Origin of the sequence: Pseudoxanthomonas gei, assembly GCF_010119615.1 — a bacterium.
Classification (GTDB): domain Bacteria; phylum Pseudomonadota; class Gammaproteobacteria; order Xanthomonadales; family Xanthomonadaceae; genus Pseudoxanthomonas_A; species Pseudoxanthomonas_A gei.
Genome location: NZ_QOVG01000009.1, coordinates 49,142 through 65,000, shown reverse-complemented (window position 1 = coordinate 65,000; position 15,859 = coordinate 49,142). Strand labels below are relative to the sequence as shown.

The window sequence follows — 15,859 nt, the reverse complement described above, 5'->3', positions numbered from 1 at the left end:
CAGGTCGGCGGCCGACATCTGCCCGAACCACTCGGAGTTGAAGCGCAACTCGGTTTTTTCCCTGTCCAGCACCTTGAACACCTGGTCGGCATAGGTGCGGGCATTGGCTTCCACATCCTCGCGGGTCAGGGGCTTGCGGGTGACGTTCTTGCCGGTGGGGTCGCCGATCATGCCGGTGAAGTCACCGATCAGGAAGATCACCTGGTGCCCGAGGTCCTGGAACTGGCGCATCTTGTTGAGCAAAACGGTGTGGCCGATATGCAAATCAGGGGCGGTCGGGTCGAAGCCGGCCTTGACCCGCAAGGGCCGGCCCAGTTTCAAGCGGGCTTCCAGCTCTTCACGCTTGAGGATCTCATCGGTGCCGCGGCTTATCAGTGCTAGCGCTTCGGTATGTGGCAAGGTCGGTTTCCGGTTTATATGAACAGGCAGGACGGACCTGCTGACAAAGGTGAATCTGAAGTTAAAGCAAAGTTAAGCGTGACGCCAGTCAAAAAAACCAATCATGTCAATGGTTTGACGCGGACTATTCGCGTGATTATGGTACCCGGATTGGGCTCGCCGTCTTGGGCCCGGGGATGACAATAGATGCACACACACGGTGACGGCCCCGGCCGCAGGCAGCGTTTCAAGGAACGCCTTGAAATCCTTCGCGACTCCGCCCTGCATCATCAAGTGAGGACGCATCTTTCGGCAAGGCACTGGACCCGCAGGCAGTGGATCCACGCCAGCCTGTTCACCACCATCGGAATAATGCTGGCCACAATCGTGCCGGGTTTCTCGACGGTCGTTCAGACCGAGCCGGTGGTCGAACCGCTGGCGGTGCTGCCGCTGGCGCTCCCCCAGCTGTCGGCGGAGCGCTCACAGGGACTGGCTGGCGACAGCTGGCAGATAGTGAAGGTGAAGCCCGGCCAGACCCTGGCTTCCCTGTTCAAGGACCTGGGCATTTCCAAGGAAACGTTGCAGCGCATTCTGAAAGATGGCGACGCCAAGGCCAGCCTGACCAGGCTCAAGCCGGGTACCGAGCTGGCGTTCGACCTGCCGGTCACTGGCGAGCTGCGTACCTTGCGCTACGACCGCGACGCCGACCACCGGGTCGAACTGTCGCTGGCCGGCGACACCGTCAAGCAGAAATTGGTGGCGCGCGAAAGCACCACCCGCACCGTGGTGCTCAGCGGCAAGGTCGGGCGCTCGCTGAACCGCTCCGCGCGCAAGGCCGGGCTGACCTCGGCCAACATCAACTCGCTGACTGACGAAATCTTCAAGTACGACATCGACTTCGATTCGGACCTGGATTCGGACGATCGCTTCAGCGTCGTGGTGGACCAGACCTGGCGCGAAGGCGAGCTGGTCAGCACCAGCCCGGTGCTGGCGGCCACCTTCACCGTCGACGGGAAACTGCATTCGGGCTTCCGTTACGCACGCACCGGCAACAAGCCCGAATACTTCACCGCCCAGGGCCGGCCGCTGAAGAAGACCTTCATCCGCATGCCGATCCCCTACGCGCGCCTCAGCTCCCGCTTCGGCGCGCGCAAGCATCCGGTGCTTGGCGCGATGCGCATGCACAAGGGTGTGGACTACGCGGCCTCCAGCGGCACGCCGATCATGGCGGCCGGTGATTCCAGGGTGGAGTTCATCGGCTGGCAGCGCGGCTATGGCAACACGGTGGTCCTCAACCACGGTCGCGGCTACACCACGCTGTACGGGCACATGTCGCGCACCGCCAAGCTGCGCAAGGGCCAGTCGGTACCGCAGGGCACGGTGATCGGCTACGTGGGTTCCACCGGCATGTCCACCGGCCCGCACCTGCACTACGAATTCCGCGTCAATGGCGTCCATCGCAACCCGCTGTCCATCACCATGCCGCCGCCGGAGCCACTGGCGGGCGCGCAACTGGCGTCCTATCGCACCTACACCGCCAATGCGCTGGCACGCATCCGCACGGTGGAAAACATCATCTACGCGGACATCGAGCCGGCTCCGGCGCCCTCTGCCAAGACGCTGACTGCCGCGCTGACGACTCCCAAAAAGCGCTGAACCCGCAATTCCCTGAATTCCTTCCTTGTCGCCGCGCCCGCCGGGCGCGATGCTTGAGCGCACGACCACGACTGCGCGCCCAAGGGGCGCTTACCCATGCCCCATGACGCAAGGCTGTACCTGGGCCTGATTTCCGGCACCAGCGCCGATGGCATCGACGCCGCGCTGGTACGTTTCGAACCGCATTGCGAACTCCTCTTTGGCCGCACCTATGCCTGGGATGACACGCTGCGCGCGCGCCTGATCGCGCTGGGCCAGGGCGGAGAAGCGAATTCACTGGACGAACTGGGCGAACTCGACACCACCCTGGCCCGCGCCTTCGCCGATGCCGCCCTCCACGCGATAGCCGACGCCGGCGTGCCGCATGAACAGGTCCGCGCCATCGGCTCGCATGGCCAGACCGTGCGCCACCGCCCCGAATCCAGTGCGCCTTTCACCTGGCAGATGGGCGACGGCAACCTCATCGCCGAGCGCAGTGGCATTACCACGGTGGCCGACTTCCGCCGCCGCGATGTCGCCGCCGGCGGCCATGGCGCGCCGTTGATGCCGGCCTTCCACGCCGCGATGCTGCGCTCGGAAAGCGAGGACCGCGCGGTGCTGAACCTGGGCGGGATCGCCAACTTCACCCTGCTGCCACGTTCGGGCGCGGTGCGCGGCTTCGACACCGGGCCGGCCAATGCGCTGATGGATGCCTGGTGCGAACGCCACACGGGCCGGGCCTACGATGCAGGCGGAGTGCTGGCGGCCAGCGGCACGGTCGATGCCGGCCTGCTGGCGCGTCTGCTCGGCGATCCCTGGTTCCAGCTGCCGCCGCCCAAGAGCACCGGTCGCGAGCAGTTCCACCTGCCCTGGCTGGAGTCACAACTGCAACAGGCCGACGTGTCGACGGCGGACGTGCAGGCCACCCTGCTGGAACTGAGCGCGGTCACCGTCGCCGACGCCCTGCGTGCCACCCAACCCGCGACCACGCGGGTGCTGGGATGCGGCGGCGGCGTGCACAACACCGCGTTGATGGCGCGAATTGCGGCCCACCTGCCGGGCATCGCGGTCGAATCCACTGCCCTGCACGGGCTGGATCCCGACTATGTGGAAGCCATGGGTTTTGCGTGGCTGGCGCGGGAAACCCTGGCGGGCCGGCCGGGCAACCTGCCCAGCGTCACCGGTGCCAGGGGCCCGCGCGTGCTGGGGGCCGTCTACCCGGCCTGATTGGCCTGCGGCCGGGGCCTCAGAATCCGTGGCCCTGCGGCACGTCCTTCATCGCGGTGATGGCGGCAGACAGCACGTCCACCTCGCGGTCGTTGAAACCGCCGCGCACTTCGGACTCGGTGGTGAACAGGCCCTGTTCCAGCAGGTGGAAGAGCGTGTCATGCATGTTCCAGCCGCGCGCTTCGGCGACGCGGCGGATGCGGTCGGCCAGCACCGGGTCGATGTCCTTCATCACGATGTCGGTCATGCGGGCCCTCCCTGCTTTGGCGCATGGTGGCGCATGGCCAGGCGGAAGCACAACAGCAGGGCCGGGATGCCCAGCAGCGCCGTGCCGACGAAGAAGATCGAATAGGCGTCCAGCAGGGAGTGGGTCTTGGCCAGCCCATCCACCGCGGCCCCGGAGAGCCCCTTCAGGAATTTGCCCGGCATCGCATAGAACGAGCTGAGCAGCGCGTACTGGGTGGCCGTGTAGCCCAGGCTGGTCAGGCTGGACATGTAGCCCACCAGGGCCACGCCGGCGAAGCCGGTGCAGAAGTTGTCGATGACCATGACCGTGGCGAATACGGTCGGATCGCCGCCGTGGTGGGCCAGGTAGGCGAACGCGAGGTTGGAGCCCGGTCCCAGGATCGCGCCGAGCATCAGCGTGGCCACCAGTCCGAAGCGCAACGCGAACACACCCGCAAACACCACGCCCACCGTGGTGGCGACCCAGCCAAAGGACCCGCGGACCGCGCCTACCGTGGCCTTGTCGATGCCCAGGTCGGTATAGAAGGGATTGGCCATGGGGCCCATCACGAAATCAGGCAGCCGGTACAGGCTGATGGCCAGCAGTATCAACAGGGCGGCAGTGCCGTGGTCACGGAAGAACATCAGCAGCGGGCCGATCGCCCCGTCGAAGAAGCGCAGCAGCGGCCGCACCAGCGGCCGCGACCAGGTCGCCTCGCGCACCGGCTGGCCACCATTGCCGGGCTTGCGGATCAGCAGCCAGATCACCAGCGGCAGCCCCACGGCGAAGGCGGCATCATCCCAGCCCCACGGCTTCAACCAGACGTTGTGGGCCACCACCAGATAGACAACCGTCGCGACCCCGAACACCAGCGCAGCCAGCCAGCGCAGCACCATCGCATCGGAGACGCCCAGTTTTTCCCGGGCCGGGTCGATGTCCACCAGCGTCGCCGCCGGTGCACTGCGCGATTCACGCGCGAACATAACCGCGATCATGCCCAGGCCCATCAGGCCGGCAATCAGTTCATACGAGGCCGTCCAGCCGATCTTCGCCGCCAGCACCAGGATCCAGGCGTCGGTCAGCAGCAGCGCGCCGCGGTAGCCGAGCTGGTAGGCCGAACTGAGCAGGGACAGTTCCTCGCCGTTGTCGGCGCTCTCGATGCGCCAGGCGTCGATCACGATGTCCTGGGTCGCCGAAGCGAACGCGGCCACCAGGGCCAGCGCGGCAAAGGCCATCAAGCCGCCCTGCGGGGTCAGTACCGCCATGCCCAGCAGGCCGGCCGCCACCACCAGCTGGGCCAGGATCATCCAGCCGCGCCGATGGCCGAGCAGACGACCCAGGACCGGCACATCGGTCTTGTCGATGATCGGTGCCCACAGGAACTTCATCGAATACATGATCCCGACCCACGACAGGAAGCCGATCGCGGTCAGTTCGATGCCGCCCTCGCGCAGCCACAGGCCCATGGTGTTGCCGACCAGCATGAAGGGCAGCCCGGCCGACAGTCCCAGCAGCAGCATCACCATCACCTTGCGCTGGCGCAGGCTGCGCAGCACCTCGCGCCAGCCCGGGCGCGCCGGCTTGGCGGCGGCGGAGCTCAAATCGCGTAGTCCACGATGAACGGAGCGTGGTCGGAGAAGCGCGTCTCCGTATGGATCGAGCACGCCTGCAGCCGCTCGCGCAGCGAGGGCGTGACGATCTGGTAGTCGATGCGCCATCCCACGTTGTTGGCGCGCGCGGCGCCGCGATTGCTCCACCAGGTGTAGTCCTGGCCTTCGGGGTGCAGCGCGCGATAGGCGTCGACCCAGCCGTCGCCTTCCACGCACATCTGGTTGAACCAGTCGCGCTCGGCGGGCAGGCAGCCGGAGTTCTTCTGGTTGGAGGTCCAGTTCCTGATGTCCAGGCGCGAACGCACGATGTTCCAGTCACCGCACAGCACGTAGTCACGGCCGCTGTCGCGCCATTCCTGCAGGATCGGCGCCAGCCATTCCATGACCTGGAACTTGTAACCCTGGCGCAGCTCACCCGAAGACCCGGAAGGGATGTAGAACGACACCACGCTGAGATTGCCGAAGCGCGCTTCCAGGTAGCGGCCTTCCTCATCGAATTCCGGCCAGCCCAGCGCAGTGCGGATTTCGTCGGGCTCGCGCTTGGCGTAGATCGCCACGCCGCTGTAGCCCTTCTTGGTGCTGGCATCGCGGAACCAGGCCTTGTACCCGGGCGGCAGGAATTCGGGTCCGGCCAGCTGGTGTTCCTGCGCCTTGGTCTCCTGCACGCACAGCACGTCGGCGTCCTGCGTATTGAACCAGTCGAAGAAACCCTTGCTGGAGGCCGAGCGCAGGCCGTTGGCATTGAAGCTGATTATTCTCATGGACACGATGGCAACGGGGGAAAGCTGGATTGTGCCCGAAGTAGGCTCTCCCGGTGGCCGGCTGCGGCGGCGATGGGCTAGGCTTGCCTTTCCCTACCGCAGGAGCCGCCCATGAGCGACCACAGAAGCCGTTTCCTGCAACTCGCGTTGCATTCACAGGCCCTGCGCTTCGGCGAATTCACCCTGAAATCCGGGCGCCTGAGTCCCTACTTCTTCAATGCCGGCCGCTTCGACAGTGGTGCGCGGCTGGCCGACCTGGCCGCGTGCTATGTCGATGCGGTGGAAGCGGCGGGCATTGCGTTCGACCTGCTGTTCGGCCCGGCCTACAAGGGCATTCCGTTGGCCACCGCACTGGCCTGCGAATTCGCCCGTCGCGGGCGCGACCTGCCGGTCGCCTTCAACCGCAAGGAAGCCAAGGCCCATGGCGAAGGCGGCATGCTGATCGGTGCGCCGCTGGAAGACCGCAACGTGTTGATCGTCGATGACGTGATTACCGCCGGCACCGCCATCCGCGAGGCGGTCGGCCTGATCAAGGCCGCGGGCGGGCGTGTTGCCGGCATCGTGGTGGCGCTGGACCGGCAGGAAGTCCTGGGTGAGGGATCGCGCCTGTCGGCCGCCCAATCGGTGGCGGCGGAGACCGGCGCCCCGGTGATCGCCGTGGCCAACCTGCACGACCTGCTTGCTTTCGCCGGCGAAAGCGCTGAACTTGTGTCCCACCGCGACCGCCTGCTTGCCTACCGCGCAAGCTACGGCAGCGGTCCGTCGGACTGAAGGCAGGGGAGCCCGTGACGATTTCAAGAAACCAGGTGGTCCTGATGGCCTTGTGCATGGCGCTGGCGCCTGCCGCCCATGCGCAGACGGCCGCCCCCGCCAAGAAACTCTATTGCTGGAACCAGAACGGCCAGCGGGTCTGCAGCGATGCGCTGCCCTCGGGTGCGGAAAACCTCGCGCGCGACGAGATCAGTGCGCGCAGCGGATTGCGCACCGGCCAGGTGCAACGCGCGTTGAGCGAGGACGAGCGCGCGCTGGCCGCCTCCGACGAAGTGCAGCGCCAGGTCGACCAGGCCGCGCTGGAGACCCGCAAGCGCACCGACCAGGCCATGCTCTCGTCCTACCAGACCGAGGACCAGCTTCGGCGCGTGTTCGGCGAGCGCATCAGCATCGTGGAAAACAGCATTCGCACCGCCCGCTACAACGTGGCCAGCCTGCGCGAAGGACTGGTCAGCCTGCTGCAGACCGCGGGCGACCGCGAACTGGACGGCAAGCCGGTCAGCCCGGACATGGCCAATGGCATCAAGGGCCGGCACCGCGAACTGCTGCGCCAGCAGCAACTGCAATCGGGATTCGAACGGCAACGCGCAGAACTGGACGTTGAAATCGCCGACATCATGCGGCGCTATCGGGAACTTAAAGGGCTGCAGCCTGCCGAGGGCGCCGTGCCTGTGGCGCCCGCCGCCACCGGGCTGGCCGATACCACTACCCGCTGATCGAAAAGCCCGGCATTGCCCGGCTTTTCACTGGTAGGCGTACGTGCGTGGCGGGCCTAGAACGTCGCGGTGATCTGCGGTGCGACCTGCGCCAGGTGCTTGCGGAACTCGTCCTTGATGCGCTCCAGCGCCTGCTGGTTGTCGGCTTCGAAACGCAGCACCAGGATCGGGGTGGTGTTGGAGGCACGCAGCAGGCCCCAGCCGTCTTCCCAGTCCGCGCGCAGGCCATCGATGGTGGTCAGGCGTGCGCCTTCGAAGCGTGCGTCGGCCACGAACCGGGCCGCCAGGTCATGCGCGTTGCCGGCTTCCACCGGCACCTTGATCTCCGGGGTGGACAGGGCATTGGGCAGTGCATTGAGGACTTCGCTGGGGGTCTCGGCCCGCGCGGCCAGGATTTCCAGCAGGCGCGCGGCCGCATACATGCCGTCATCGAAGCCGTACCAGCGCTCCTGGAAGAAGAAGTGGCCGCTCATCTCGCCGGCCAGCTCGGCGCCGGTCTCGCGCATCTTGGCCTTGATCAGCGAGTGGCCGGTCTGCCACATCAGCGGGGTACCGCCATGGCGCAGGATCCAGCCCTGCAGCTTGCCGGTGCACTTCACGTCGTAGATCACCAGTGCGCCCGGGTTGCGCTCCAGCACGTCGGCGGCAAACAGCATCAGCAGGCGATCGGGGAAGATGATCGCGCCTTCCTTAGTCACTACGCCCAGGCGGTCGGCATCGCCATCGAAGGCCAGGCCCAGGTCGGCATCGAAACGCTTGACCGTCTGGATCAGGTCCTCGAGGTTGTGCGCCTCGCTGGGATCGGGATGGTGGTTGGGGAAGGTGCCGTCGACTTCGCAATAGAGCGGGATGACATCGGCGCCGATGGCCTCCAGCAATTGCGGCACGATGCTACCGGCCACGCCGTTGCCGGCATCCACCACCACCTTGAGCGGGCGGTCCAGCTGCACGTCATCGGCAATGCGTTGCACGTAATCGGCCGAGACATCGCGTTCCTGCAGCGTGCCCGGGGTAGCGGTCTGATGCAGCCGGCCTTCGTTGATGCGCGTGTACAGGTCGGTGATGGCCTGGCCGGACAGGGTCTGCCCGCCAATGACGACCTTGAAGCCGTTGTAGTCCGGCGGATTGTGGCTGCCGGTGACGGCCACGCTGCTGCCGGTGCGCAGGTGATAGGCGGCGAAGTAGGCCACCGGGGTAGGCGCCAGCCCGATGTCGATGACGTTGCGACCGGCCTTGCGCAGGCCCTCGATCACACCGGCAGACAGTTCCGGGCCCGAAAGCCGGCCGTCACGCCCGACCACGATGTCGACCAGGCCCTGGTCTTCCATCACCGAGCCAATTGCCTGGCCGATGCGTTCGGCCACCTCGACGCTGAGGGTGGAGCCGACCACGCCGCGGATGTCGTAGGCGCGGAAAATGCCCGGGTCCACTTCGATGTGCCGGCCCGAGGCGGGCACGACGCCCGAATCGGCATCGGCGTCGGCATCTGCCGTGTTGCGTGCGCCGGCGACCGGCAGCGGCTCCAGCTGCAGGGTCTGGCCCAGGGTCGGTTCGCTGTCTTCGACTGCAAAGACGCGCCCGGGACGCCGCAGGTTGAGCTTGCCCTTGGCAACCAGCAGGGCCGCAAGGGCCAGCAGCGCCAGCAGCACCGAGGCCACCAGCGCGGGAATCGCACCAAGCCCCAGGGGCGCTTCGATGCCATCGGGAGTGGCTGCGACCACGCGCAGGCCGGTCTTGCCTACCGGCCTGGCCAATGATTCGGCGCCACTGGCCAGGCTGGCATCGCCCAGTTCGCGAACCGTGTAGGCGCCCTGGCGCAGACCCACATAGCCGCGTCCTGGAACGCTGGCCTGATCGAAACTGGACGTCAGCAGGCTCACGGGCAGATGCAGGTAGACGACCTTGCCGGTACCCGCGGGGGCCGCCAGCCCCAGCCGGCTTTCCTTGCCTTCGCGCACCACCCGGGCCACCGGCTGGCCCTGGCTGAGGGCGGCTTCCAGCAGTGCCAGCTTGCTGAATCCGAATTCGGCCGGGGCGCCATACGAGGCGTCCAGGTCCGCGGTCAACACCAGCGGCGCGCTGGCATCCTTCCAGCCCTGGCCGATCGCGCGCGCCAGTGCGGCATCGTCGCCGGCGCGCAGCGCGGCCTGTGCCGGCGCAGAGGCCAGGCGCCCGGCCAGCTGCGTGTTCTGCGCGGAGAGGGTTTGTTCCGCCGCCGCCAGCGCGTTATCGCGCGCACGGCCGACTTCGTCGGAGAGGCCAGCATCGCGCCATTGCTGCACCCCGCCCCAGCCCAGCCATGCCGCCAGCAAGGCAAACAGGATCGCCAGCATCGGCAGCACGCGTCGCAGGTCCGTCGCCGGCAGCTGTGCCTTGCCGGGTTTTTTGTCAGCCATGATTGATCGCCCTGTTCAGCGGACGCCTGTGTGGCCGAAGCCCCCTTCGCCACGCGCGCTGTCCGCAAAAGTATCCACTACCTGCAAGCTTACCCGCGTGATCGGCAGCACAACCAGCTGGGCAATGCGATCGCCCGGCTGGATGGTGAAAGGCTCGGGACTGCGGTTCCACACGCTGATCAGCAAGGGCCCCTGGTAATCGGCGTCGATCAGGCCGGTGCCGTTGCCCAGCACGATGCCATGGCGATGACCCAGGCCCGAACGTGGCAGCACCACTGCGCACAGGTGCGGATCGGCAAGATGGATGGAGATTCCACTGGGTAGCAGCGCGGTATCGCCCGGCCCCAGCAGCAGCGGCGCCTCGATGGCGGCGCGCAGGTCCATGCCCGCGCTGGCTTCGGTGGCGTAGGCCGGCAACGGCCAGTCATCGCCGAAGCGCGGGTCCAGCAACTTCACTTCGATGGACTGGACGGCCGCAGGTCGGGTGGCGTTGCTCATGCGTCCAGGCGCTCCACGATCAGGTCGATCAATTCGTCTGCCAGGCGGGTCTTGGCACCCGGGGTGAAGACGCGTTCGCCCTCCTGCCAGTAGGCGGTCATGGCGTTCTGGTCGCTTTCGAAGCCGCCATCGGCCACGCCGACGCGATTGGCCACGATCAGGTCCAGGTGTTTGGCCACCAGCTTGCCGCGCGCGTAGCCGGCGACGTTCTCGGTTTCGGCGGCAAAGCCGACCACCAGCTTCAGGCCCTGCGTCTGCGCGGCGACTTCGGACAGGATGTCGGGCGTGCGCACCAGGTCCAGCGCCAGCGACTCGTTCGACTTCTTGATCTTGTTGGTGGCCGGCGCACGCGGCGTGTAATCGGCCACCGCGGCGGCGCCTATATAGATGTCGGCCGGGAAGGCGGCAAACACCGCCTCGCGCATCTGCGCGGCCGAGCGCACATCCACGCGGGTCACGCCCGCCGGTGTCGGCAGGTGCACCGGCCCGGACACCAGCACCACTTCGGCACCGCGCCGGCGCGCACTGTCGGCGACCGCGAAGCCCATCTTGCCGCTGCTGCGGTTGCCCAGGTAGCGCACCGGATCCAGGTCTTCATAGGTGGGACCCGCGCTGACGACTACCTTCAGTCCATGCAGCGCCCCGGGTGTCGTGGTCGGCAGCGCCTCTGCGACCGGGGCGAGCGAGGCCACGATCGCCTCCGGCTCGCTCAGCCGTCCGGGGCCCGATTCGCCTTCGGCCAGCGGGCCGTCCTCGGGGCCGATTACCTGCACGTTGCGCGCGCGCAACGTAGCCAGGTTGGCCTGGGTGGCCGGATGCAGCCACATGCGGTGGTTCATGGCCGGGGCCACGGTGATCGGCGCGGTAGTCGCCAGGCACAAGGTGCTCACCAGGTCGTCGGCGAAGCCATGCGCCAGCTTGGCCAGCAGGTCGGCCGTCGCCGGTGCGATCACGATGCGGTCGGCCCAGCGCGCCAGCTCGATATGCCCCATCGAGGCTTCGGCGGCGCTGTCCCACAACGTGGTCCGGGCCGGATGGCCCGACAGGGCCTGGAAGCTGAGCGGGGTGACGAACTGCTGGGCCCCGGCGGTCATTGCCACCTGCACCTCGGCGCCGGCGTCGCGCAGGCGCCGCACCAGTTCCAGCGACTTGTAGGCGGCTATGCCGCCGCCGACGCACAGCAGCACGTGCTGGCCTTTCAGGTGGCTTGCTGATTCTTTTGCCACGTCGGGCAATTCCTATCCCAGTACAGGCACTCAGCTTACCCGATGCTTATGCAGCGGCTGATGCCCAACGGGAATAAGACAAGGCAAGCTGGTCCTATGCACATACGCGATTGGCCCAGCAACGAACGTCCCCGCGAAAAACTGCTGGCCCACGGCGCCAGCGCGCTGTCCGATGCCGAGTTGCTGGCGATCTTCCTGGGCTCGGGGCTGCGCGGCCGTGACGCGGTGCAGACCTCGCGCGAACTGCTGGCCCAGCACGGGCCGCTGCGCGCGCTGCTGGAGAACGACGCCGCACGCCTGGCCCGGCTGCCCGGCCTGGGGCCCGCGCGGGCGTGCCGTCTGGCCGCCGCACTGGAACTGGGCCACCGCCACCTGGCCGCTGCCCTGGAGCGTGGCGAGGTGCTGACCGACCCGGCCGCGGCAGGCCGCTATTTCGCCCAGCGCCTGCGGTCCCGCGGCCACGAAGTGTTCGCGGCCCTGTTCCTGGACACCCGCCACCGCGCGCTGGGCTTCGAGGAAATGTTCCAGGGCACGGTCGACGGCGCCGAGGTCCATCCGCGCGAAGTGGTGCGGCGGGCTTTGGCGCTGAATGCCGCGGCGGTCATCGTCGGCCACAACCATCCCTCCGGTGATGCCGAACCCTCGGCCGCCGACCGCGCGGTTACCGCCCGCCTCAAGCAGGCCCTGGCGCTGGTGGAGGTGCGCCTGCTGGACCATTTCGTGGTGGGCGACGGGCCGCCGGTGTCGCTGGCCTCAAGGGGATGGGTCTGAACACGGCAGCCACAGGCCCACCCTGATCGGCCCACTCGGTTAAAATCGCCGACCCGCCCCGCAGCAGAACCCCGTGAAATCCCAACTCCGCGCCCTGATCACCCAGGGCATCGACGCCCTGCGCAGCGCCGGCACCTTGCCGGCCGACACCGCCACCCCGGATTTCGTGGTCGAACGCCCCAAGACCCGCGAGCACGGCGACTTCGCCAGCAATGCGGCGATGCTGCTTTCGAAGGCGGCCCGCAGCAATCCGCGCGCCCTGGCCCAGGCGCTGCTGGCGGCGCTGCCGCCCAGCGACGACATCGCCAAAGTCCAGATCGCCGGACCCGGTTTCATCAATTTCCACATGAGCCCGGCGGCCTACCAACGCGAAGTGGCGGCCGCGCTGCAGCAGGGCCAGGCCTACGGACTCAACACGTCCGGCGAGGGAAAGATGGCCGGCGTGGAATATGTTTCGGCCAATCCCACCGGCCCGCTGCACGTCGGCCATGGCCGCGCGGCGGCGATCGGCGATTGCATCGCCCGCGTGCTGCAGGCCAATGGCTGGAACATCCGCCGCGAGTTCTATTACAACGATGCCGGAGTGCAGATCGAAAACCTCGCCCTGTCGGTGCAGGCGCGCGCCAGGGGCCTCAAGCCCGACGACGCCGGCTGGCCCGAGGCCGGTTATCGCGGTGACTACATCCAGGATGTCGCCGACGCCTACCTGAAAGGCGAGACCGTCGAGTCCGACGGACACGCCGTCACCGGCGCCGGCGATGCCGACAACCGCGATGCGATCCGCCGTTTCGCGGTAGCTGCGCTGCGCCGCGAGCAGAACGGGGACCTGGCCGCGTTCGATGTCTCCTTCGACACCTATTTCCTGGAAAGCTCGCTGTACGAGGACGGCAAGGTCGCCGAAACGGTCGAGCGACTCAACGCGACCGGCCATACCTACGAGGAAGGCGGCGCACTGTGGCTGCGCACCACCGATTTCGGTGATGACAAGGACCGCGTCATGCGCAAGTCCGACGGCACCTTCACCTATTTCCTGCCCGACGTGGCCTACCACCTGTCCAAATGGCAACGCGGCTACGGCCGCGCCATCACCGAGCTGGGCGCCGACCATCACGGCTCCCTGGCCAGGGTCAGGGCAGGCCTGCAGGCACTCGACGTGGGCATTCCCAAGGGCTGGCCCGAGTATGTGCTGCACCAGATGGTCACGGTGATGCGCGGCGGCGAGGAAGTGAAGCTGTCCAAGCGCGCCGGCAGTTACTTCACCCTGCGCGACCTGATCGAGGAAGCCGGCCGCGATGCCACGCGCTGGTTCCTGATCGCGCGCAAGCCCGATTCGCAGCTGACCTTCGATATCGACCTGGCCCGCCAGCAGAGCAACGACAACCCGGTGTTCTACGTCCAGTACGCCCACGCACGCGTCTGCAGCCTGCTGCGCCAGGCGGGGGAGAAGGGCTATGCCTACGACCAGGGCAACGGCCTGGCGCACCTGGCCGCGCTGGGTGACGAGACCTCGCTGATGCTGATGGTCGAGCTGTCGCGTTTTCCGGAAGTGGTGGAGAACGCCGGGCAGTTGCTGGAACCACACCTCATCGCGCAATACCTGCGTGAACTGGCCTATGCTTTCCACACTTGGTACCACGCCACGCCGGTATTGGTGGAAGACCCCGATACGCGCGATGCGCGCCTGGCCCTGGCCTGCGCAGCGCGCCAGGTGCTGGCCAACGGACTGGAATTGCTGGGCGTCAGCGCCCCTGAAAAAATGTAGTTGCAAGCAGTAATCGGAGATCAGCGGGATGGCGGCACGACGCAACAAGACCCAGGCACGACGCAATACGGGCAACGGCACGCCCGGCTGGGTATGGCTGATCGCAGGACTGGTGCTGGGCGCGGCCGCGTTCTTCATCGTGCCCGGCCTGATCAAGAAGGACGGCGACGGCTTCTTCCGTCCACAGCCCAATCCGGATGCGCGGCCGGCACAGGTGGCCGATGCGGACGGTAATTTCGACGAAGCTGCGCCCGAGACCTCCACCGCCACTTCCCAGCCCGACGCCAAGGCCGAGGAAGCGGCGGCCAAGGAAACCCAGTACGACTTCTACACCCTGCTGCCCGGCAAGGAAGTGCAGATGTCCGACGCCGAACTCGCCGCCAGTGCGCGCGAGGAGCAGGCCCGCGAAGCGCGCGCGCAGAAGGCGGCGGCCGCAGCGGCCGCGACCCCTGCCGCCGGTGAGCCGGTGCCGATTGCGGAAACGACGGCCAAACCCACCAGTGCAGCGACGGTCGCGACCACGGCCACCGCGCCGGCGGCAACGGTCGCGGCCAGCAAGCCGGCGGCGGTCGTCGCCAGCACCGGCAGTGATGCGCGTTACATCCTGCAGGCCGGCGCGTTCGGCGCTTCCGGCGATGCCGAATCGACCAAGGCCAAGATCGCCCTGCTGGGGTTGTCGGCACGGGTAGAGTCGGCGCAGATCGGCGGCAAGACCGTGTATCGCGTGCGCATGGGTCCGTACGGCACCGCGAGCGAGCTGGCCGAAGCCAAGCAGAAGCTTTCCAGTGGCGGCTTGCCGGCCATGGCGATCAAGGCCCAATGAAGCCGTTGTCGCCCGTCGGCCGCCTGCTGGTCGCCTCGGCGGCGGCGATCGCGGTGATGTGGCTGCTCGGTTTCCTGGGCAGCCTGGCCGCCGGAGCCGGCGGACTGTTGTCGGCTGCGGACAACAGTCGCACCAATCCACTCAGCCTGCTGGTTACCGCCATTGCGATGTGCGTGGGCGGCGGCATTGCCGGCAAGCACTTCATCGCGGTGGCATTGGGGCTGATGGTTTTGCTGTGGCTGGGCATCGTGCTGGTGCTGCTGCAGATGGCCAACCCTGCACAGCCCAACGCGCTCGCGCACATCCTTTCCTACAACGGCCTGCAGATCGCGCTGTCGATGCTGGCCGCCTGCGCAGGCGCGGCCGTGGGTGCGTGGCTGCGCATGCAGCGCGCGGCGCGCACGGCCTGATCGCCGGGGGCGACTGCTGATGACCGGATTCGGCTCGCCCCACGGAACACTGTTCGCCACGCTCACCGTGGCCTGGGCCTGCAGCGAGCTGTGGCTGGCCTGGAAGCGACGTTCGGCCGACCGTTCGCGCAGCCGCGACGCCGGCACCCTGCGTCTGCTGCTGATCACCGTGTATGCCTGCATCGGCGTTGCCATCTGGCTGTCACTGCAGTCGCGCGGCCACATTGGCAATGCGGCCATCCGCCTGCCGATGTTCTGGGCCGGACTGGCGCTGATGGCAGGTGGCCTGGCGCTGCGTTTCTGGTCTATCCGCGTGCTGGCCCGCTTCTTCACCATCGACGTCAACATCCAGGAAGGCCACGAACTGATCCGGCGCGGGCCCTATCGCTGGCTGCGCCATCCTTCGTACACCGGCTCGCTGATGACCTTCCTGGGTTTCGGGCTGGCGCTGGGCAACCTGTGGTCGCTGGTGGTGCTGATGGCGCCGGTCACGGTGGCTTTCATCTGGCGCATGCGCGTGGAAGAGCGGGTGCTGGCCGAAGCCTTCCCCGACCAGTACCCCGACTACGCGCGCCAGACCAAGCGGCTGATTCCCTTCGTCTGGTGATGAAGCCGGCGCCTGCCAAACACCTTCCCCTCGATCCACACA

The 15,859-nt window shown here is 67.3% G+C and carries 16 protein-coding genes (1 of these 16 only partly in view); 9 read left to right on the top strand and 7 right to left on the bottom strand.

Annotation, left to right across the window (positions count from 1 at the left end):
* Nucleotides 1-399: the 5' portion of a tyrosine--tRNA ligase gene (tyrS, locus tag DT603_RS13155; protein WP_162350443.1), read on the bottom strand. Its footprint begins 810 nt before the window's first position; the window shows 399 of its 1,209 coding nt (coding positions 1-399); it begins with the start codon at nucleotides 397-399; its stop codon lies beyond the left edge, outside the window.
* A 186-nt stretch (nucleotides 400-585) separates the two neighbouring features.
* Here tyrS and DT603_RS13150 point away from each other — a divergent pair, with 186 nt between their 5' ends.
* Nucleotides 586-2,034 (top strand): M23 family metallopeptidase, encoded by a 1,449-nt coding sequence (locus DT603_RS13150; protein ID WP_162350442.1) that lies wholly within the window; start codon nucleotides 586-588, stop codon nucleotides 2,032-2,034.
* A gap of 96 nt (nucleotides 2,035-2,130) precedes the next feature.
* Nucleotides 2,131-3,240, top strand: a complete 1,110-nt coding sequence (locus DT603_RS13145; RefSeq protein ID WP_162350441.1) for an anhydro-N-acetylmuramic acid kinase — start codon at nucleotides 2,131-2,133, stop codon at nucleotides 3,238-3,240.
* A 19-nt stretch (nucleotides 3,241-3,259) separates the two neighbouring features.
* On the opposite strand, the gene DT603_RS13140 is transcribed toward DT603_RS13145, so the two are convergent.
* Genes DT603_RS13140 through DT603_RS13130 form a run of 3 tightly spaced genes read right to left on the bottom strand, consistent with a single transcriptional unit; the run spans nucleotide 3,260 to nucleotide 5,837 of the window.
* Nucleotides 3,260-3,487, bottom strand: a complete 228-nt coding sequence (locus DT603_RS13140) for a hypothetical protein (RefSeq protein WP_162350440.1) — start codon at nucleotides 3,485-3,487, stop codon at nucleotides 3,260-3,262.
* The gene (locus DT603_RS13135) at nucleotides 3,484-5,067 is read right to left on the bottom strand and encodes an AmpG family muropeptide MFS transporter (protein WP_162350439.1); all 1,584 of its coding nucleotides are present in this window, start codon (nucleotides 5,065-5,067) and stop codon (nucleotides 3,484-3,486) included. Before DT603_RS13135 ends, DT603_RS13140 begins: the two co-directional genes overlap by 4 nt.
* Nucleotides 5,064-5,837: an exodeoxyribonuclease III gene (locus tag DT603_RS13130; protein WP_162350438.1), complete on the bottom strand. Its 774-nt coding sequence runs from the start codon at nucleotides 5,835-5,837 to the stop codon at nucleotides 5,064-5,066. Before DT603_RS13130 ends, DT603_RS13135 begins: the two co-directional genes overlap by 4 nt.
* Before the next feature lie 111 nt (nucleotides 5,838-5,948).
* Between DT603_RS13130 and pyrE the strand changes: the two genes are divergently transcribed.
* The gene (gene pyrE, locus DT603_RS13125) at nucleotides 5,949-6,608 is read left to right on the top strand and encodes an orotate phosphoribosyltransferase (protein ID WP_162350436.1); all 660 of its coding nucleotides are present in this window, start codon (nucleotides 5,949-5,951) and stop codon (nucleotides 6,606-6,608) included.
* Nucleotides 6,609-6,652: 44 nt separating this feature from the next.
* Nucleotides 6,653-7,324 (top strand): hypothetical protein, encoded by a 672-nt coding sequence (locus DT603_RS13120; RefSeq protein ID WP_211368443.1) that lies wholly within the window; start codon nucleotides 6,653-6,655, stop codon nucleotides 7,322-7,324.
* Nucleotides 7,325-7,380: 56 nt separating this feature from the next.
* Here DT603_RS13120 and DT603_RS13115 read toward each other — a convergent pair whose 3' ends face one another.
* From DT603_RS13115 to coaBC, 3 genes are read right to left on the bottom strand one after another with little or no spacing between them, the layout of a single operon-like run.
* Nucleotides 7,381-9,720: a phosphomannomutase/phosphoglucomutase gene (locus tag DT603_RS13115; protein ID WP_246191830.1), complete on the bottom strand. Its 2,340-nt coding sequence runs from the start codon at nucleotides 9,718-9,720 to the stop codon at nucleotides 7,381-7,383.
* Nucleotides 9,721-9,735: 15 nt separating this feature from the next.
* Entirely contained in the window at nucleotides 9,736-10,218 is a 483-nt protein-coding gene (dut, locus tag DT603_RS13110; RefSeq protein ID WP_162350434.1) for a dUTP diphosphatase, read from the bottom strand.
* Nucleotides 10,215-11,444, bottom strand: coding sequence for a bifunctional phosphopantothenoylcysteine decarboxylase/phosphopantothenate--cysteine ligase CoaBC (coaBC, locus tag DT603_RS13105; protein WP_162350432.1), 1,230 nt, complete (start codon nucleotides 11,442-11,444; stop codon nucleotides 10,215-10,217). The genes dut and coaBC overlap by 4 nt, the downstream gene beginning before the upstream one ends.
* A 96-nt stretch (nucleotides 11,445-11,540) precedes the next feature.
* On the opposite strand from coaBC, the gene radC reads away from it, so the two are divergent.
* The 5 genes from radC to DT603_RS13080 all read left to right on the top strand — a co-directional run bounded on the left by radC (nucleotide 11,541) and on the right by DT603_RS13080 (nucleotide 15,817).
* Nucleotides 11,541-12,215 (top strand): RadC family protein, encoded by a 675-nt coding sequence (gene radC / locus DT603_RS13100; protein WP_162350430.1) that lies wholly within the window; start codon nucleotides 11,541-11,543, stop codon nucleotides 12,213-12,215.
* Between the two features lie 73 nt (nucleotides 12,216-12,288).
* Nucleotides 12,289-13,977: an arginine--tRNA ligase gene (argS, locus tag DT603_RS13095; protein WP_162350428.1), complete on the top strand. Its 1,689-nt coding sequence runs from the start codon at nucleotides 12,289-12,291 to the stop codon at nucleotides 13,975-13,977.
* Between the two features lie 28 nt (nucleotides 13,978-14,005).
* Nucleotides 14,006-14,800 carry an SPOR domain-containing protein gene (locus DT603_RS13090; protein WP_162350427.1) on the top strand — a complete coding sequence of 265 codons (795 nt, stop codon included), beginning with the start codon at nucleotides 14,006-14,008 and terminating at the stop codon, nucleotides 14,798-14,800.
* A complete protein-coding gene (locus DT603_RS13085) occupies nucleotides 14,797-15,210 on the top strand; it encodes a hypothetical protein (RefSeq protein WP_162350425.1) in 414 nt (137 codons plus the stop codon). Before DT603_RS13090 ends, DT603_RS13085 begins: the two co-directional genes overlap by 4 nt.
* A 19-nt stretch (nucleotides 15,211-15,229) precedes the next feature.
* A complete protein-coding gene (locus tag DT603_RS13080) occupies nucleotides 15,230-15,817 on the top strand; it encodes a methyltransferase family protein (RefSeq protein WP_162350423.1) in 588 nt (195 codons plus the stop codon).
* Nucleotides 15,818-15,859: the final 42 nt, after the last annotated feature.